The sequence below is a fragment of the Streptomyces sp. NPDC030814 genome, assembly GCF_055572155.1.
The window spans coordinates 175,422-192,477 of sequence record NZ_JBVIDX010000011.1; the positions used below are offsets into that span (position 1 = coordinate 175,422).

19 protein-coding genes are annotated in these 17,056 nt (G+C 71.5%); 11 read left to right on the plus strand and 8 right to left on the minus strand.

From position 1 onward, the window contains the following. Positions 1-200: 200 nt before the first annotated feature. Together ACZ43N_RS23800 and ACZ43N_RS23805 are read right to left on the minus strand one after the other, a co-directional pair. Complete coding sequence (locus ACZ43N_RS23800; RefSeq protein WP_055538327.1) at positions 201-518, minus strand: helix-turn-helix domain-containing protein; 318 nt, start codon at positions 516-518, stop codon at positions 201-203. Next, the gene (locus ACZ43N_RS23805; protein ID WP_468100167.1) at positions 515-859 is read right to left on the minus strand and encodes a type II toxin-antitoxin system RelE/ParE family toxin; all 345 of its coding nucleotides are present in this window, start codon (positions 857-859) and stop codon (positions 515-517) included. The genes ACZ43N_RS23800 and ACZ43N_RS23805 overlap by 4 nt, the downstream gene beginning before the upstream one ends. A 231-nt stretch (positions 860-1,090) precedes the next feature. Between ACZ43N_RS23805 and ACZ43N_RS23810 the strand changes: the two genes are divergently transcribed. From ACZ43N_RS23810 to ACZ43N_RS23825, 4 genes are all read left to right on the plus strand, one after another. Continuing rightward, entirely contained in the window at positions 1,091-1,264 is a 174-nt protein-coding gene (locus tag ACZ43N_RS23810; protein ID WP_468100169.1) for a DUF7737 domain-containing protein, read from the plus strand. A gap of 99 nt (positions 1,265-1,363) precedes the next feature. Further along, a complete protein-coding gene (locus ACZ43N_RS23815; RefSeq protein WP_468100171.1) occupies positions 1,364-1,855 on the plus strand; it encodes a TM2 domain-containing protein in 492 nt (163 codons plus the stop codon). Further along, positions 1,848-2,246, plus strand: a complete 399-nt coding sequence (locus ACZ43N_RS23820; protein WP_468100173.1) for a DUF2752 domain-containing protein — start codon at positions 1,848-1,850, stop codon at positions 2,244-2,246. Before ACZ43N_RS23815 ends, ACZ43N_RS23820 begins: the two co-directional genes overlap by 8 nt. 334 nt (positions 2,247-2,580) lie before the next feature. Further along, on the plus strand, positions 2,581-2,844 hold the full coding sequence (locus ACZ43N_RS23825) for a TM2 domain-containing protein (protein ID WP_009328334.1): 264 nt from the start codon (positions 2,581-2,583) through the stop codon (positions 2,842-2,844). A gap of 112 nt (positions 2,845-2,956) precedes the next feature. Here ACZ43N_RS23825 and ACZ43N_RS23830 read toward each other — a convergent pair whose 3' ends face one another. From ACZ43N_RS23830 to ACZ43N_RS23850, 5 genes are all read right to left on the minus strand, one after another. Beyond that, a complete protein-coding gene (locus ACZ43N_RS23830) occupies positions 2,957-3,718 on the minus strand; it encodes a succinate dehydrogenase iron-sulfur subunit (protein WP_468100175.1) in 762 nt (253 codons plus the stop codon). Further along, positions 3,718-5,472, minus strand: coding sequence for a succinate dehydrogenase flavoprotein subunit (gene sdhA / locus ACZ43N_RS23835; RefSeq protein WP_468100177.1), 1,755 nt, complete (start codon positions 5,470-5,472; stop codon positions 3,718-3,720). The genes ACZ43N_RS23830 and sdhA overlap by 1 nt, the downstream gene beginning before the upstream one ends. A 23-nt stretch (positions 5,473-5,495) precedes the next feature. Then, a complete protein-coding gene (locus ACZ43N_RS23840; protein WP_468100179.1) occupies positions 5,496-5,987 on the minus strand; it encodes a succinate dehydrogenase hydrophobic membrane anchor subunit in 492 nt (163 codons plus the stop codon). A 5-nt stretch (positions 5,988-5,992) separates the two neighbouring features. Next, positions 5,993-6,373, minus strand: coding sequence for a succinate dehydrogenase, cytochrome b556 subunit (gene sdhC / locus ACZ43N_RS23845; protein WP_079049496.1), 381 nt, complete (start codon positions 6,371-6,373; stop codon positions 5,993-5,995). A gap of 259 nt (positions 6,374-6,632) precedes the next feature. After that, positions 6,633-7,247 carry a 2-oxo-4-hydroxy-4-carboxy-5-ureidoimidazoline decarboxylase gene (locus tag ACZ43N_RS23850; RefSeq protein ID WP_468100182.1) on the minus strand — a complete coding sequence of 205 codons (615 nt, stop codon included), beginning with the start codon at positions 7,245-7,247 and terminating at the stop codon, positions 6,633-6,635. Positions 7,248-7,415: 168 nt separating this feature from the next. Here ACZ43N_RS23850 and ACZ43N_RS23855 point away from each other — a divergent pair, with 168 nt between their 5' ends. The 5 genes from ACZ43N_RS23855 (at position 7,416) to ACZ43N_RS23875 (ending at position 12,331) form a co-directional block, all read left to right on the plus strand. Further along, complete coding sequence (locus ACZ43N_RS23855; RefSeq protein ID WP_468100184.1) at positions 7,416-9,068, plus strand: beta-N-acetylhexosaminidase; 1,653 nt, start codon at positions 7,416-7,418, stop codon at positions 9,066-9,068. A 454-nt stretch (positions 9,069-9,522) separates the two neighbouring features. Continuing rightward, on the plus strand, positions 9,523-10,350 hold the full coding sequence (locus tag ACZ43N_RS23860; protein WP_468100186.1) for a DUF4328 domain-containing protein: 828 nt from the start codon (positions 9,523-9,525) through the stop codon (positions 10,348-10,350). Positions 10,351-10,472: 122 nt separating this feature from the next. Beyond that, positions 10,473-11,009, plus strand: coding sequence for a hypothetical protein (locus ACZ43N_RS23865; RefSeq protein ID WP_468100188.1), 537 nt, complete (start codon positions 10,473-10,475; stop codon positions 11,007-11,009). A 127-nt stretch (positions 11,010-11,136) separates the two neighbouring features. Next, positions 11,137-11,718: a hypothetical protein gene (locus ACZ43N_RS23870; RefSeq protein WP_468100190.1), complete on the plus strand. Its 582-nt coding sequence runs from the start codon at positions 11,137-11,139 to the stop codon at positions 11,716-11,718. A 175-nt stretch (positions 11,719-11,893) separates the two neighbouring features. After that, the gene (locus ACZ43N_RS23875; RefSeq protein ID WP_468100192.1) at positions 11,894-12,331 is read left to right on the plus strand and encodes a hypothetical protein; all 438 of its coding nucleotides are present in this window, start codon (positions 11,894-11,896) and stop codon (positions 12,329-12,331) included. A 151-nt stretch (positions 12,332-12,482) separates the two neighbouring features. Here the strand turns inward: ACZ43N_RS23875 and ACZ43N_RS23880 are convergent, their stop codons facing one another. Next, positions 12,483-14,999, minus strand: coding sequence for an FG-GAP-like repeat-containing protein (locus ACZ43N_RS23880; protein WP_468100194.1), 2,517 nt, complete (start codon positions 14,997-14,999; stop codon positions 12,483-12,485). A gap of 321 nt (positions 15,000-15,320) precedes the next feature. Between ACZ43N_RS23880 and ACZ43N_RS23885 the strand changes: the two genes are divergently transcribed. Continuing rightward, positions 15,321-15,938 (plus strand): RNA polymerase sigma factor, encoded by a 618-nt coding sequence (locus ACZ43N_RS23885; protein WP_468100196.1) that lies wholly within the window; start codon positions 15,321-15,323, stop codon positions 15,936-15,938. After that, on the plus strand, positions 15,935-17,011 hold the full coding sequence (locus tag ACZ43N_RS23890; RefSeq protein WP_468100198.1) for a hypothetical protein: 1,077 nt from the start codon (positions 15,935-15,937) through the stop codon (positions 17,009-17,011). The genes ACZ43N_RS23885 and ACZ43N_RS23890 overlap by 4 nt, the downstream gene beginning before the upstream one ends. Positions 17,012-17,056 lie beyond the last annotated feature (45 nt).

Genomic DNA, 17,056 nt, shown 5'->3' on the forward strand with positions numbered 1-17,056 from the left:
TGCGCACGGGGGCTCGTCGGCCGGCCCGCGCTGGTCTGGGACGCCGGAGAGGGCAGAGCCGGGGGCGGTATCGATAAGGTCGACTCGCGGTACGGCTGAGTCGTCGTTGTATCCACGGCTTTGCCGAACAGGCGTACAGAAGAGACACGTGTCGAGGCGCAAGGGTTGTACGGGACACGTGGGGAAGTGCGTGCGCCGGGCTACGCCACGACCACCCGGGTTCCGTTGAAGTTCGCGACGATCTCCAGCTCCCCGCCCAATGCCTCCACGTAAGCCGCGACTGTTCCCACCTCGGCGGACTCGGTCCTGCCGCGTTCGATGGCGGACACCCGCTCCTGTCGTACGTGCATACGGTCGGCCACCTCGCGCTGGGTGAGGCCGAGTTGTCTGCGCATCTCGGCCAGCCGGTGCGCACGTGCTTCGGCGACCATTCGCCGTGCACCCGCCGTGATCTCGTCCAAGTCCTCGGTGTCGAAGACCTCTTCCTTGACCTCGTCCCATGAGTGAAAGCTGGTCATCGCTCTGTCTCCTCGTGACGTCGCCGGGCCAGGTGGTCCAGCCACTCGGTATAGCGTTCCTCGGCCAGGGGGATCGAGCGGCGGTACCACGCCGTCCATCGCCCCGCCTTGTCACCGGCCACCAAGAGCACCGCGCTGCGCCCGGGATCGAAGGCGAAGAGGATCCTGATCTCTGTGTCACCGGACGAACCGGGTCGCAGCTCTTTGAGGTGATGCAGGGCTGAGCCCTTGATCCGGTCCACCAGAGGGCGCCCGAGATCCGGGCCCTCCTCCACGAGAGCCTGGATCGCTTGGCCCACTAGACGCGCCGTGATGCGGTCGTCCTTGCGCAGTGCGTGCAACCAGTCGTGTCTCTCCGGTCATTTCAAGATGCCAGGCCATCAACGATCACCATGTAGTACGTGTGCATACTAGTACCCTGGTGTACTGGATGCCATCCGGGAGTCACAGTCCGGCGCAGGTCACACGATGGAGTGACCGTTCTCCAGCAGGCCCCTCTCCCTCTCAAAAGCCGTGCGCCTCGGACCCGTTCGTCCCGGGGGTCGGCTGCACGCTGGTGCCGCCCACGGCCAGTGCCTGCCGATCGCGACGAAATCCGTCTCCCCGGCGCGGACGGGAACCGACCTCCGTCGAGCGACTGTCTCCCCCAGGGGGTGGACCGCATGCTCGCCGTCATCCTCAGTAAGCCGATGCTGCTCGCCCAGAGCACGGAGATCACGGACCCGACGATCCTCAGCCAGCTGTGACCACGAGGTAACAACTTCTCTCCGGGGCCCCCTCTCCTGCAATATGACGGACAGCCCATATTCAGCCGCTCAAGCAACCAACACGCAGGAGTCAGTACCGTGACCGAGCAGCCCCAGCAGCCCGCTCAGCCCCCGCAGCCGCCCCAGCCCGGCTACGGGTACCCGAACCAGGCTCCTGGCCAGGCGCCGGGCGCCAACCCGTACGGCGCTCCGCAGGGCGGCTACCCGCAGGACGCGTACCAGCAGCCGGGCGCCGCTCCGGGGTACGGCTACCCCCAGCAGGGCGCACAGCCGGGCTACGGCTACCAGGCGCCCCCGGCCGGTGGCATGTACACCGGCGACCCCAACGCCCCCTACGGGTACGACCCGTACGGCCGCCCGTACTCCGACAAGTCGAAGATCGTCGCCGGCATCCTCTCGCTGTTCCTCGGCTCGTTCGGCGTCGGCCGCTTCTACATCGGCCACGTCGGCCTCGGCCTCGGCCAGCTGTTCACCTGCGGCGGCTTCGGCATCTGGGCGCTGGTCGACGGCATCATCCTGCTGACGAGCAGCAACACCACGGACTCCAACGGGCGGGTCCTGCGTGGCTGAGCGCGGCCCCGCCGTCCTGCAACACCCGGCGGCGGCCCCCCTCGTGGTGGCCGCCGCCGGGCTGGCGGGCGCCGCCTATCTGTACGGCACCAACCCGCACGAGCCCGGCCATCTGCTGCCCCAGTGCCCGTTCCGCTATGTCACGGGGCTGCTCTGCCCCGCTTGCGGCGGCACCCGCATGGTGTACGACCTGATGCACGGCCAGTTCGCCGCCGCCTGGTACGACAACCGGGTGCTGCTGCTCGCCGCGCCCTTCGCGCTCGTCCTGCTCGGCCGCTGGTTCGTCGAGGGGGTGCGCGGGCGCCGCTGGCGTCCCGAACTGAGACCCCGCACCCAGGTCTTGATCCTGGGTATCGCGGTGACCTGGACGGTCGTCCGCAATCTGCGCTGAACGGTCGGAACATCTCCGCCGAATCGTCGCTTCTTCCCACCGCGGGCTGCCGTAAATCCCTTACGCCCGCTTTATGTCGCGCAGTTGTCGCAACTTGGCCGGAACCGGATCACGGAATCGGAACGATCGGCTGTTTCCCCTCCCATCCGTCCCATGCGCCTCACTACGCTGCAACGGCGACAGGGGGGATGACGGGGGATTACGTCGTGCTCGATCGTCGGCCGGTGTTCGCCGTGCCCGATTGCTGCCGGTTTTCGCCGCGCCTTCCCTCCTGGACTCCCCCCGGAGCAATCCGCTTCGGCCTTTTCAGTCAGTACATCCAGGAGTTACTTCCATGACCGTCCCCACCCCTGACGCTCCCTTCGGCTACGACCCGCAGGGCCGTCCCTACTCCGACAAGTCGAAGATCGTCGCCGGCGTTCTGCAGCTCTTCCTCGGCACGCTCGGCATCGGCCGTTTCTACGTCGGTTCCGTGGGCGTGGGTGTCGCCCAGCTGCTCACCTGCGGTGGTCTGGGCTTCTGGTCCCTGATCGACGGCATCCTGTTCCTCACGAGCAACGACCGCACCGACTCGCAGGGCCGCGTCCTGCGCGGCTGACACTGCGTCCGGGCCCCTGGGCCCGGTGAGGTACGGCGACAACGCTGAGGGCCCCGCTCCGATCCCGGAGCGGGGCCCTCAGCGTCGTACGGCCAGGAGAGGCCGGGGAGTTCTAGAAGCGGCGCGTGATGAGCGCCCGCTTCACCTCCTGGATCGCCTTGGTGACCTCGATACCGCGCGGGCAGGCGTCCGTGCAGTTGAAGGTCGTGCGGCAACGCCACACGCCGTCCTTGTCGTTGAGGATCTCCAGCCGCTGCTCGCCGGCCTCGTCACGCGAGTCGAAGATGAAGCGGTGGGCGTTGACGATCGCGGCCGGGCCGAAGTACTGGCCGTCGTTCCAGAACACCGGGCACGAGGACGTGCAGGCGGCGCACAGGATGCACTTCGTCGTGTCGTCGAACCGCTCGCGGTCCTCCGCCGACTGAAGCCGCTCACGCGTCGGCTCGTTGGTGTCCTTCGTGATCAGGAAGGGCATCACGTCCCGGTACGCCTGGAAGAACGGCTCCATGTCCACGACCAGGTCCTTGAGGACCGTGAGGCCCTTGATGGGCTCGACCGTGATCGGCTTCTCGGGGTTGATGTCCTTGATCAGCGTCTTGCAGGCCAGACGGTTCTTGCCGTTGATCCGCATGGCGTCCGAACCGCAGATGCCGTGCGCGCAGGAACGGCGGAAGGTCAGCGTCCCGTCCAGGTCCCACTTGATCTTGTGCAGACCGTCGAGGACCCGCTCCTTGGGGTCGATCTCCAGCTGGAAGTCTTCCCACACCGCTTCGGCCGCGACCTCGGGGTTGAAGCGGCGGACCCGGAAGGTGACGGTGATGTACGGGGACGCGGCGGAGTCGGCCTCGACCTTGTCCAGAACAGGGGTAGCCATCAGTACTTACGCTCCATCGGCTGGTAGCGGGTCTGGACGACCGGCTTGTAGTCGAGGCGGACGGTCTCGGAGCCGTCGTCGCCGACCTCGCGGTACGCCATGGTGTGACGCATGAAGTTGACGTCGTCGCGGTTCGGGTAGTCCTCGCGGTAGTGACCGCCGCGGGACTCCTTGCGGGCGAGCGCGGAGACGGCCATGACCTCGGCCAGGTCGAGCAGGTTGCCCAGCTCGATGGCCTCCAGCAGGTCGGTGTTGAACCGCTTGCCCTTGTCCTGGATCGCCACGTTCTTGTAGCGCTCGCGCAGCTCGGCGATCTTCTCGACGGCCGTCTTGATCGTCTGCTCGGTGCGGAACACCATGACGTTCGCGTCCATGGTCTCCTGCAGCTCACGCCGCAGGTCCGCCACGCGCTCGTTGCCCGTGGAGGAGCGCAGCCGCTCGATCTGCTCGACGACCAGGGACTCCGGGTTCTCCGGCAGCTCGACGAAGTCGGCCTTCTGCGCGTACTCGGCGGCCGCGATGCCCGCCCGGCGCCCGAACACGTTGATGTCGAGCAGCGAGTTGGTGCCGAGACGGTTGGCGCCGTGCACGGAGACACAGGCGACCTCACCGGCGGCGTACAGACCCGGCACGACCGTGGTGTTGTCCGACAGGACCTCACCCTCGACGTTGGTGGGGATGCCGCCCATGGCGTAGTGCGCGGTCGGCTGGATCGGGATCGGGTCCGTGTAGGGCTCGATCCCGAGGTAGGTCCGCGCGAACTCGGTGATGTCCGGGAGCTTGGCGTCCAGCTGCTCCGGCGGGAGGTGCGTCAGGTCCAGGTAGACGTGGTCGCCCTCGGGACCGCAGCCGCGGCCCTCACGGATCTCCGTGTAGATGGAGCGGGACACGACGTCACGGGACGCGAGGTCCTTCATGACCGGCGCGTACTTCTCCATGAAGCGCTCGCCGTCCTTGTTGCGGAGGATGCCGCCCTCACCGCGGGCGCCCTCCGTCAGCAGGATGCCCATGCGCCAGATGCCGGTCGGGTGGAACTGGAAGAACTCCATGTCCTCCAGCGGCAGCCCGCGGCGGTACACGGCCGCCTGGCCGTCACCGGTCAGGGTGTGCGCGTTGGACGTCACCTTGAAGAACTTGCCGCAGCCGCCGGACGCGTAGATCACGGACTTCGCCTGGAAGACGTGGATCTCACCGGTCGCCAGCTCGTACGCCACGACGCCGGCGGACTTCTTGACGCCGTCGACCTCGGTGATCAGCTGGTCCAGGACGTAGAACTCGTTGAAGAACTCCACGCCGTGTTTGACGCAGTTCTGGTACAGCGTCTGGAGGATCATGTGGCCGGTGCGGTCGGCCGCGTAGCAGGAGCGGCGGACCGGGGCCTCGCCGTGGTTGCGGCTGTGACCGCCGAAGCGGCGCTGGTCGATGGTGCCGTTCGGGGTGCGGTTGAACGGCAGGCCCATCTTCTCCAGGTCGAGGACGGAGTCGATGGCCTCCTTCGCCAGGATCTCGGCGGCGTCCTGGTCGACCAGGTAGTCACCACCCTTGACCGTGTCGAAGGTGTGCCACTCCCAGTTGTCCTCCTCCACGTTGGCGAGCGCGGCGGCCATACCGCCCTGCGCGGCGCCCGTGTGGGAGCGGGTCGGGTACAGCTTGGTCAGCACGGCGGTGCGGCTGCGCTTCGTCGACTCGATCGCGGCGCGCATACCGGCGCCGCCGGCGCCGACGATGACGGTGTCGTACTTGTGGATCTTCATGATCGGTTGCCTCAGCCCCGTGCCTAGCGGATGTTCGGGTCGAAGGTGAAGATCACCAGCGTGCCCAGCAGGATGGTGAACACCGTGGCGGTGTACAGCAGGCCCTTCAGCCACAGCCGCGTGTTCGGACGCTCGGCGTAGTCGTTGATGACCGTGCGCAGGCCGTTGGCGCCGTGCAGCATCGCGAGCCACAGCATCAGCAGGTCCCAGACCTGCCAGAAGGGGGACGCCCAGCGGCCCGCGACGAACGCGAAGCCGATCTTGGAGACGCCGCCGTCCAGGACGAGCTGGATGAGCAGGTGGCCGATGACCAGGACGACCAGGACGACGCCGGACAGCCGCATGAACAGCCACGCGGCCATCTCGAAGTTGCCGCGGGTCGACTTCGGGGTCTTCTTGGTGCGCTTGCGGGGCGGCTCGATGAGCGGCGCCGGGTTCTCCGGGCTGTAGCCGGACAGGCTGCCCGAGCCCTCGACGGGGCCGATGCCGGAGGCGGTGGTCTCAGTGGTGGACATGGCTGTCAGCTCCCCCACAGTTCACGGACGGCGTGACCGAGGACGGGGTACAGGGCCCCGATCATCAGCACGGCCCAGACGCCGAGGACGATCCACAGCATCTTCTTCTGGTGACGCGGGCCGTTCGACCAGAAGTCGACGGCGATCACCCGAAGGCCGTTGAGCGCGTGGAAGAGGATGGCGGCGACGAGGCCGTACTCCAGCAGCGCGACGATCGGCGTCTTGTACGTGGCCACGACCTTGTCGTAGGCCTCGGGGGACACACGGACGAGAGCGGTGTCCAGCACGTGTACGAACAGGAAGAAGAAGATGAGGACGCCGGTGACTCGATGAGCCACCCAGGACCACATTCCTTCCCGGCCGCGGTACAGCGTTCCAGCCGGCACGGAAGAACCCTCCGGGAGCGGGATTGGGGCCGGCCGGCTTGTCTGTCGGTCTGACCCGGCCGGGTACGGTCCACCGGCCCTGGCCATCGTAGCCACGTGTGCCTGTGGCGCTTAAGCCGGGTGTGTCGGTGTGATCAAACTGGCATCGAGAGCTGCACGTAAGGGTGAGTATCGGGCGGCATCCGGGGAGGGCGTCACCGCGGTGTGCCGGGTGCGGGTCCTACGTGGCGGGGCGGGCCCCGCGGCCCGGCCGCGTGCGTCAGGGACCCGCGCCCCCGAGGCGGCTGATCAACCGTTCTCTCGCCAGGCGCCGCAGTTCCTCCGCCACCACCGTCCGTTCCTCCTCCGGATCGTGTGCCAGCCGTGACCGGAGGGCTTCGAGGGCGCGGTCGAGCAGTTCGGGGGCCGGGACGCCGTCCAGGCAGATGACGAACACATGGCCGAATCGGGCCTCGTAGGCGGCATGCGCGGCGCTCAGGGCCGTGTGGGCCACGTCGTAGGTGTCCGAGGGCAGGGCGGGAAGGGTCTCGCCGGCGAGGGCCTCGGCCAGGTCGGTCGCCGTGAGGTCGTACGCGGCCTCGTCGGAGGCGGCGAGGAGGGCGTCCAGGTCCGGGTAGGGGCGGTGGTCGGAGAGCCGGTCGGCCCAGCGGGGGCTGCGCAGACAGGTGAGGAGCGACTGCCTCAGCGTGTCCTCGGGGGCGTCGTTGAACCGCTCCAGGGCCGCGGGGCTCGGGGTGCGCGCCTGCTCCGGAAGGGTGACCCGGCCGGGGAGCTGGGTGAGACGGTGCGGAGGCAGGGTGGTTCCTCGGCGATGCGTAGGGGCCGGCAGGGCGGGGTGTGCGAGATGTGCCACCACGTTATCGAGGCGGGTCATGGGCTGTCCGTTCGATGCCCGAATTTCACCCGGTCGGGCAAGTTTCGGAACCTGTGGTGGACTGGTGGGGTGGTGGGACGTCGTAGGTTCGTGGGGGAGGTGCGGGGGAGCGGACGGCAGAGAGGTGCGGGAGATGTGGCGGATGCGGACCGAGGCCGGGAGCGCGTCGTGAGCCGTGGCCGACGCCGGGCTCCCCGCAGGAGGACGGCGATCACGTCGAAAGGGTTGCTCCTGGGTTCCGGGGTCGCCCTTGCGGGTGGCGCGGTGGCGGTGGCGGTGGCGGTGTGGCCGGGCGGCGACACCAGCACGGCGGGCGGCTCGCAGCCCTCGCGCGAGCGGGCGTCCGTGAGCGCCTCGACGGGATCGCCCTCGCCGTCCCCCTCGCCCTCGCGCTCGTACGCCCTGTCGCAGAAGCCCCGCACCATTCCGGCGGTACGGCAGCACGAGGCCGCCCGCGGGCCGGGCTGGCGACCTTCCGGCGGCGGCCGGGTCGTCGTCCGGAACGGGGCGCTCGCCGACGAGGGGCGGCTGACCGCCGGGGAGCTGGGCCTGACGTACGCCGGGGACGCGAAGCCCCGCGAGGGCGACGTGGAGCTGGCGCTCACCGGGTCGGGGAAGTCCGCCTCCGAGGCGTACACGCTGACGGTGAAGGCCCGGCGGGTGCGGATAGCCGCGCCGGCCGAGGCCGGTGTGTTCTACGGGACCCGCACTCTGAAGCAGACGGTGCGCGGCGGCGGTACTGCGCCGGAGGGCGTCGTCGAGGACGAGCCGGCCAAGCCGCAGCGCGGGTTCATGCTCGACATCGCGCGCAAGCACTTCACGGCGGGCTGGATCGAGGACCGCGTCCGGGAGCTGGGTGACCTCAAGTACAACCAGCTCGGTCTGCACTTCTCCGACGACCAGGGCTTCCGGATCGAGTCCTCGACGCACCCCGAGGTGGTGTCGGACCAGCACCTCACCAAGGCGCAGGTGCGCAAGATCGTGACCCTCGCCAGGAGCCGGCACATCGAGGTCGTCCCCGAGATCGACTCGCCCGGTCACCTGGGGGCGGTGATCGCCGGCAACCCTGAGCTCCAGCTGGTCAACGCGCAGGGCGTCGCCGCGAGCGGGGCCGTCGACATCTCCAAGCCGGCCGCCGCGAAGATCGTCGACGAACTCCTCGACGAGTACGCCGGTCTCTTCCCCGGCGCGCAGTGGCACCTCGGCGCCGACGAGTACCGGGCGCTGATGGCGTCGAATCCGGAGGCGTCCTATCCGCAGCTGGCGACCGCCGCGCGGGCGAAGTACGGCGCGGGCGCGACGGTCGCCGACCTGGCGACCGGCTGGCTCAACGACCGGGCCGCGGTGATGCGCGGCCACGACCGGACGGTACGGGCGTGGAACGACGGGTTCTTCCGGGGCGGCCGGGTCCAGGCGGACCGGCGGATCCAGGTCGCCTACTGGACGGGCAAGGAGATCGGGGCACGGCAGCCGGTCGAGTACCTCAGCGCCGGGCGGCAGGTCGTCAACTACAACGACGAGTACCTCTACTACGTGCTCGGTGAGCCGAACCAGTTCTTCTACCCGACGGGACAGCGCATCTACGAGTCGTGGACCCCTCGGGTGCTGCGCGGCACGACCCCCGTGCCCGCGCGGTACGACCGGCAGATCCTCGGCGGTGTCTTCGCGGTCTGGTGCGACCTCGCGAACCGGCAGACCGAGGCGCAGGTGGCGGCCGGTGTGCGGATGCCGCTGCGGGCGCTGTCGCAGAAGCTGTGGGACCCCGCGAAGCCGGCGTTGTCGTGGACGGAGTTCCGGGCGCTGGCGGCAAAGGTGAGCTGAGCGCGCCGGCGGGAAGGTCAGCTGAGCGCGCCGGAGCGGTGGGCGCGGGGCGGGGGATCGAGGGCGCCGGGGCGGGGTCCGCCCTGCCGACGGCGGCGGACTTGTCGAGCGGCACCGGGACGGCGTCCGCCACGTCGGCGACCACCGGCTTGTCGAGCACGACTTCCGGGCAGCGGCACCCCCGGGCTGCGGAGGGGCGTCAGCGGGCGGGGGCTGAAGGACCGGAGCGGTGGGCGGGGCGCTGAAGGAGTGGAGCGGTGGGCGGGGCGCTGAAGGAGTGGACGGGCGGAAAGAGCGGACGGTGGGAAAGGAGTAGACGGGAGGGGCCGGTGAACCGTATGTTCCGCCTGTTCTGATCGCCGAGCGTGAGGGTCTGGGGAGGGCCGCGCTCGATTCCTTCACCGCATTCGTTTCTTCCGCGTCCCTGGGGGCGCGGTCGCAGGGGGGCTTCTGCATGACCTGTACGCGCTGCCGGCAGTTCGACGCGGCACCAGGCGGAGAGCTGTGCCGGGCCTGCGAGGCCGAGGACCTGCACCCGGACGTGGGCCCGGGCCTGCCGCAGGCCCCGCGGCTCCCGCACGCCCCCGAGGCGCCGAAGTTCGGCCCGGGGAGCCCGGCCGTCTGGCTGCGGTCGCCGGTGGGACTCGGACGGGCCGTGGCGATCATGCTCGGCGTGGTCGCCCTGACGGACCTGGTGGCCGTGTGGGCGGACGTCACGATGCTCGACGTACTGGGCCGGATGGTGGACGGCCAGTACGGGGCGGCGGTCGAGGCCGACGCGGACCGGGCCGACCGCCTGTTCGCCATGACCGGTACGGCGCAGTCGGTCGCCTACCTCGCCACCGTGGTCGTCTTCCTCGTCTGGTTCCACCGCGTGCGGGTCAACGCCGAGGTGTTCGAGCCGTTCGGGCACAGGAAGAAGCGGGGCTGGGCGATCGGCGGCTGGTTCGTGCCGGTCGTGAACCTCTGGTTCCCACGCCGGATCGCCCTCGACGCGTGGGACGCGAGCAGCCCCTGGAAGAAGCCCCGCTCGCATGCGCTCGTCAACGCCTGGTGGACGTTCTGGCTGATCTCCAACGGAGTGAGCCAGGCAGGTACCCGAGCCTACGCGAGGGCCGAGACGGCGGAGGAACTCCACTCGTCCACGCAACTGGTCCTGTTCGCCGACGCCTTCGAGATCCCCACCGCCGCACTCGCCATCCTCTTCGTCATCGCGCTCACCCGGATGCAGGACGACAAGGCGCGCAGCGGGCCCCACGCCGCGGAGCCCGTGTCGGCCTGAGCCGGTCCCCGGTTCCCCTCGACCCCGCGGGGCCCGTCTCGGTTTGCGGTCGTCTTCGGGCAACCGGGCGGATTGCCCGATTCCGTGGGCGGACCGCCGTGCCGCTGTGGTGTATTCCCGGCATGGGGTACTGGGGGTACTACGTCGTGGCCCGCAGCGAGCGGCCGCTCGCGGAGTCCGTCGCGTCGGCCGCGGCGCGGGGGATGGTGCCGCGGACGACGGCGGCCGACGGGTGGCAGGTGTGGGCCTGCCCACGCGGTGACGGCGCGGACGACGGCGATGGTGTCGGTGACGTCGGAAACATGAACGCGCTGGCGCTGGAGACGGGTTCGCCGGCGCTGTTCGGCTACGTCATGGACAGCGACTGCGTGGTGGTGGAAGCCGCCGGGCCGGAGAGCGGGGCGTGGACGACCTGTCTGGCGCGCACCGCCATGACCGACTACCTCGGCGACGGCGGTCAGGGGCTCACCGTCGACGACTACTTCCTGGAACCCCGCGACGCCGCCGGTCGGGCCGTGGCCTGGGCGGCGGAGGCGGGACGGGTCGCGGACGAGGAGGCCCTGGTCGAAGTGCTGGCGTCGGAACCTGGACCGGCGGACCCTCTGGCTGAAAATATCCTCTTCCGGTTGCTCGACCGGCTCGGGGTCGTGCCGCTGTGACACTCCCGGGCCGTTGCACGCAGTAAGGGGAAGTGCGGGTTCCGTTAGCGGTGTCGGGGGAGAGCCCGGTGGTTCTCGGGATACGGGGCCCTGTCGAGTGAGGACGAGCAGGATCGAGGGAGGCGTGATGAGCCTGGTGGAGCTGATCGCCCAGGCCGACGAACGCGGTCTGGCGGCAAGCGGGTTGGCTTGTTTGGACCGGTGCGTACCGCTTCTCGGCGGCGACGACGAGGTCCTGCGCCCGCTGTGGGCGGGCCTGGTGGACGACGGGGGCGACTGGGGCGAACGGGTCGCGAAGATACGGGGGGAGCTGGGGGACGGCACCGCCTCCACCGGCGACGGCGCCGGTCACGAGGGCGAGGACATCGTCGTGCTCGCCCGTCGGATGCTCGACGCGGTGCCCGACGAACGGTGCGGGGACGGGCTGCGCGCGTGGGCCGAGGAGTGCTCCGTCGCCGCGCTGCGCATCCATCAGCTGCTCGATCCGCTGGACCGCGGGGGTGCGGAGGCCGTCGCCGCGTGCAGGGAAGGGCGCACCGACGGCGCGTCCCATCTCGTCGCCGCCGAACTCCGCCGCCAGGTCGTCGTCCTGGAACTGATCGCCGGGCACGGCGCGGGGGCCGTCCGGCAGGCGCTCGACGTCTCCACGGAGGGACGGCGGATACTGCGCGCGGTCGTGTCGCGGCGCGCGCGGGGAACCGGGGGCTGAGGATGCCGCGTCGTTCAGGGGGCAGCGCGGCCAAGGGGGGCGCGCACCCGGTAAACCGCGCTTTCTGAGCGGGTCGTGTGGGTGTCCTGGGGGCGGGTGTGGGGGTCCTGCGCCGGTGTCGCCGAAGGGGCCCGGATCGTGTGACGCGAGGGGTGCGCCGAGCGCTTGTACGGGTGTGAGCGCACAGCAGACATTCGTTTCGGTCGGTTCGGTCGGTCAGTTCGGTTCGGGTGAGGGGCCCGCACGGCGGTCGGGGAGTGCCGCCAAGCCCCTGCGGTGGGCGGCCGACGCGGTGGCGGTGATGCGGGAAGGGGCGCGGGTGCGTCTCGACTACTCGGCGCAGAGCCTGTGGCGGGTGGACCGGATGATCGAGGAGATCCGCCAGGAGGGGGCGCCGTACGCCGCCGTGGAGGGGGTCCTGCGGGGGTTCGGTGCGTACGGCGGCGAGGTCGTCGTGCGATGGGCCGGCGGTGAGTGGGTCGAGGACGGGGGCGCGCACTGGGTCCGCACCTGGGACGGCCGTTACTGGGACCCCTTCGAGGAGGCCCGCCGCTGCTACACGGGTGAGGGTTCCCTGCGGCTGCTGTGCCGCGACGCGATGCGCTCCGAGTGATGCCGGGGGGCCGCTTTTCGGGTGCGGGCGGGTGGGGGTCGTTCGCGCAGTTCCCCGCGCCCCTGAAAAGCGGCCGGGGCTGCGCCCCGTGCTTTTCCCTTCCACGACGAACCTGCACCCCCCGAGCCATGAGGCGCCCAAGCGCCCGCCCTCACGGCGTCAGATGCTGCCCCAGACGCGCCCCTGTCGCCGTGCCCAACTGCGGCACGCCGTAGTACGTCGACTTCGTCGTCGTCGGCGTGCCCCCCGGAGACGGCACGTACAGGATCGTGCCGTTCCCCGCGTCCTCACCCTCCGCACCGATGACGAGATCGGCGTGACCGTCACCCGTGAAGTCCGTCAGGGAGACGGCCGAGCCCAGCTTGTCGTCCTTCTCCGTGGAACCGGCGACATCGGGGGAGTCCTGGGAGAGGGCGAGGGAGCCGGTGCCGGTCGGCCCCGAGGACGTGCCCTTCAGCAGCCACACCGAGCCCGCGTTCGCGCGGTTCGTCCCGGCGCGGGTGATGTCCTCGTTGGGCGCGCCGGTGAGGACGTCGGCGTAGCCGTCCGCGTTCACGTCACCGACGGACACCGACGCCCCGAACCCGTCGGACGTCTCGGACGCGCCCTCCACGTTCGCCGTGCCCTGGTGAATCGTCCGCACGCCGGTCGTGGTGGGGCCCGTGGCCGAGCCGGGGACCATGGTCACCTGGCCGCCGGCGTCGCCGCCCGACTCGCCGGTGTAGGGCTGGCCGATGACGATGTCGTCGTAGCCGTTGCCGTCGACGTCGCCCGCGGCGACGGCACGGCCGCCCTTCACCGTGAGGGTCGCCACCTTCGTCAACCCCAGCGACCGCGAACCCTTGAACCAGGTCACCTTGCCGATCCCGGAGGCGTCCCGGTAGTTGAGGGCGACATCCGCGTACCCGTCCCGGTTGAAGTCGCCGCTCGCGGCGTCCGCGTACGCCAGCGAGCCCGTCGCCGTGGTGAGATCACCGGCGACCTCGTGGCCGTCGTTGAACCGGGCGGCCCAGTTGCCGCCCGTACCGGTGGCCGCGGTGAACACGTCCGCCCTGCCGTCGGCGTTGAAGTCGCCGACCGCGACGGTCGCCCCGAACCGCGCGCCCTTCGGCTCGTAGTCGTCGCCGAGAGCCATCGTGTCGGCGTCGGCGGTGAAGGAGGGCCCGTAGAGGATCGTCACCGCGCCGCGGTCGGCGTGCCCGGTGGTGTCGTCCTCGCCGGGCGCGCCGACCGCGAGGTCCGCGTACCCGTCGCCGTTGATGTCCCCCCACGCGGTGGCCGCGCCCCACTGGTCGCCGGACTCGGCGGCGCCGGGGACGCCCGTGCTCGCCTGGTCCAGACGAAGCCGGGCGGCGGCGACCGGGCCGCCGGCCCCTCCCGGCACGAGGGTGATCACACCGCTGCCGCTCCCCGGCGTGGCGGCGACCAGGTCGCTGACACCGTCGCCCGTGTAGTCGGCGGTCGGGATCGCGGAGTTGCGGGCGGGGGAGGCGGCGTAGCGGCGGATCTCGGGGAGTTCGGCGTACAGGTGCGCGCCGGGGGAGGCGGTCGACGCCGCGTCCTTGCCGCCGGAGACGACCTCCAGTCCGGCGGACTCGTCCTGCTTGTACACGCCGCTGTCCTCGGACGCGGTCAGCGTGACCCTGCCGGTCGGGTCGCCGCCGTACTGGCCGAGCTTCCAGGCCGCGAGCCGGGCCACGGACTCCACGGCGGCCCGGCTGGGCGTGGCGCCGTCGTAGTCGCCGAGGACGGCGACGCCCGTCGAGGCGCCGTCGAAGCCGGGGGTGTGCGCACCGCGCACCGGCAGGTCGGCGCCGCCCGCGCGGCCCTCGTGGATCCGGCCGCACTTGTCGACGACGAAGTTGTACCGGAGATCGCCGAGGCCGGCCGTCTCGGTGTCGTACGCCATGAGCGCGCGGATCAACGCCGGGGACTCGGCGCAGCTGTAGGCGTTACTGCCGCCCGTGTGGTGCACGAACACCGCGCTGACCTTGTTGTTGTACTGCGGCGCCCCCGCCACCGCCGACTCGTCGGCGCCCCACCGGGCCCGGCCGACGATCGGGGGCCGGGTGACGGTGGAGGTGACGGCGACGGGCGGATCGTCGGTGACGAACGCCGCGTTGCGCATGCCGGCGGCGCCCGCTGTGCCGGGCCCACCGGTCGTGCCGGCCGAGTGCCCGGTCGTGCCGTCCGCCGTCCCCGGGTCGACGAGGTCGACCCGCAGCCCCGTCGGGAGCCCCGCCGTCGCTGATCCGCCGACCGTGACGACCCGGGCCTCGACGCCGTCGCTGGGGCCGACCCACAGGGGCTCGGAGGTGCCGCGGGCGCCCTGGGGGCGTGCGGCGGACGGACGCAGACGCTGCCAGGCGCTCCACTCACCGGTCGCGGCGTCACGGGTACGCACCTGGGCCGTGCCGTCCAGCCGGGCGGAGGCGTCGGCCCAGGAGACACCGAGGAGGGAGAAGGGGGCGGTGCGGGTGCGGGCCACGGCGGCGCGATGGTCGGCGGCGGCCGTGAGCGCCACGTCGTGCACCTCGGCGGGACGCTGGGCCCGCGCGGGGGACGGCGCCGTGCCGTTCTGGGGGCCGGCCACGGCGTACGACACCACGCTCGCGCCGCCGGCGACGGCCGCGCCGAGCGTCAGCCACGCCCTCCGCTTCGTATTCATCGGTCGGTACGCATGGCTCCTGCGGCGAATCAAATGCCCCACCCCTACATGGACAACGCAAGAAAGACACCACCCGGCACGAGGGTGGCCTTCTATTCAGAGCACAGGCTGCCGTGAACATCACCATTGCGTGGCACGCGTGTGACTCAAGTCATGCGTACGGGAGTTGCTCCCCTCTTACGGGTGATCCTCGCCGGGCCGGCCCGGCGCTCTGTGACACTTCCGCGGGGCGGGACGCAGAGGAGCGTGGGGCCCGGCGACGATCCCAAGGGGGTCGGGGCGGGACCCCGGACCGCGATCCCGTACTGACTAGGACAGCTCTTGGGCCAGGGAGGCGAACCTCGCCGCGTGCAGGCGTTCGACGGGGAACTGGGCGCGGCCGTCGCGCGGGCACAGGAGGGCGACGAGGCCGCGTTCGCGGTGGCGTACCGGCTGGTGCAGCCGGGGCTGCTCGGGTACCTGCGCGGCATCGTGGGGGACGACGCGGAGGACGTCGCCTCGGACGCCTGGCTGGAGATCGCGCGGGACCTCGGGCGGTTCAAGGGCGACGGGGCCGGGTTCCGCGGCTGGACCGCCACCATCGGCCGGCACCGCGCCCTCGACCATCTGCGGCGCCAGAAGGTCAGGCCCCGGGTGACCGCCCTGGAGAACGACCTGCTGGAGGTGCCCGGCGTCCACGACACGCACGACCAGGCGCTGGAGTCGCTCTCCACCGGGCGGGCCCTGGCGCTGGTCGCGCGGCTGCCCCGCGACCAGGCGGAGGCCGTGCTGCTGCGGGTGGTCGTCGGCCTCGACGGCCCCGCCGCGGCCCGCGTCCTCGGCAAACGTCCCGGCGCCGTCCGCACCGCCACGCACCGGGGGCTGAAGCGGCTGGCCCAGCTGCTCCGCGCCGAGGGTGTGACGGAAGAGGGCGTCCGGACGCTGGGGGAGTCGGGATGAACGGCAGCGGCGGCCGCCGTCGCGGCCACGACAGCGATGGGCAGCACGGCGACAGCGAAGGGCGCGAGATGCCGTCGGGCAGGGCGGAGTCGGACATGGGCGAACGACGACACGACAGGGCCGGCCGGGACGGCCGCCCCGTCCCGAACGACGCCCCGGCCTCCGACGGCCCGGCCTCCGACAGCGTCCGTACCGGTGACCTCTCCGATGTCGGCCTTCCCATCGCCGACGCCCCCTACCTCGACCTCCTGCTCGCCGCCGCCGTGCGTGGCCGGGCCGAGGTGGACAGTGCGGGGGAGGCGCGGGCGCTGGAGGCGTTCCGGGCGGCGCGGGAGCAAGGGCGGTGTACGGGGCGCACGCGACGACGGGACGACTGGCGCCCCAACCCGCGGCGCCGGGTACAGCTCTCCGTCCGCACCACCCTGGCCGTGCTGCTGTCCAGCCTCACCCTCGGCGGTGTCGCCTTCGCGGCCATAGGCTCCGCCACCCGCGACGACAACGGCGCCGGGCCGGGGCGCGAGGAGCGGGACGGCCGTACGGGGACGTCGCCCAGCGCCCCCGCCACGCCGGGCCCCTCCGCCGCTCCGGGCGAACCCGCCCCGGGTGGCCCCGCCCCGGGCGACCGGCCCGTGACCGCGCAGGACGCCGAGGCCCATTGCCGCGCGTACGAGGAGGCCGGAGGACGGGGCAGGGCTCTGGAGGCCACCGCCTGGCGCCGGCTGACCGAGGCGGCCGGCGGCACGGCGAAGGTGGCCGCGTACTGCGCCGCCCAGCTCGGCGACGCCGAGGACACCGAAGCCGCCGAGGGCCGGGAGGAGCGGGCCGGTGACCCCGCCGGGAAGCCGGACGGCAGCGACCGGCCCGCCGGGCCCGGGGCCGGGCAGAGGCCCGAGGACGCGGGCGAACCGGGCGCGGCCGCCACCGGGAAGCCGGAGCGGGCGGGAGAGCCGACCGCGTCGGGCCCCTCGGGCAGGGCGGACCAGCAGGAGCAGGCGGAGCAGACGGGCGAGCCGGTTCACCCGAAAGAGTCAGACCGGGCGGCCGGGACGGACGAGGTCCCCGGAACGAAGTAGGGCCGGCGAGTTCGTGAGATCCCCGGAACGAAGTAGGGCCGGCGT

Coding starts and splice junctions, on each gene's coding strand:
- ACZ43N_RS23800 (WP_055538327.1), bottom strand. CDS start 518: ATGACCAGCTTTCACTCATGGGACGAGGTCAAGGAAGAGGTCTTCGAC.
- ACZ43N_RS23825 (WP_009328334.1), top strand. CDS start 2,581: ATGACCGTCCCCACCCCTGACGCTCCCTTCGGCTACGACCCGCAGGGC.
- ACZ43N_RS23830 (WP_468100175.1), bottom strand. CDS start 3,718: ATGGCTACCCCTGTTCTGGACAAGGTCGAGGCCGACTCCGCCGCGTCC.
- sdhA (WP_468100177.1), bottom strand. CDS start 5,472: ATGAAGATCCACAAGTACGACACCGTCATCGTCGGCGCCGGCGGCGCC.
- ACZ43N_RS23840 (WP_468100179.1), bottom strand. CDS start 5,987: ATGTCCACCACTGAGACCACCGCCTCCGGCATCGGCCCCGTCGAGGGC.
- ACZ43N_RS23850 (WP_468100182.1), bottom strand. CDS start 7,247: ATGACCCGCCTCGATAACGTGGTGGCACATCTCGCACACCCCGCCCTG.
- ACZ43N_RS23860 (WP_468100186.1), top strand. CDS start 9,523: ATGACCTGTACGCGCTGCCGGCAGTTCGACGCGGCACCAGGCGGAGAG.
- ACZ43N_RS23865 (WP_468100188.1), top strand. CDS start 10,473: ATGGGGTACTGGGGGTACTACGTCGTGGCCCGCAGCGAGCGGCCGCTC.
- ACZ43N_RS23870 (WP_468100190.1), top strand. CDS start 11,137: ATGAGCCTGGTGGAGCTGATCGCCCAGGCCGACGAACGCGGTCTGGCG.
- ACZ43N_RS23880 (WP_468100194.1), bottom strand. CDS start 14,999: ATGAATACGAAGCGGAGGGCGTGGCTGACGCTCGGCGCGGCCGTCGCC.
- ACZ43N_RS23890 (WP_468100198.1), top strand. CDS start 15,935: ATGAACGGCAGCGGCGGCCGCCGTCGCGGCCACGACAGCGATGGGCAG.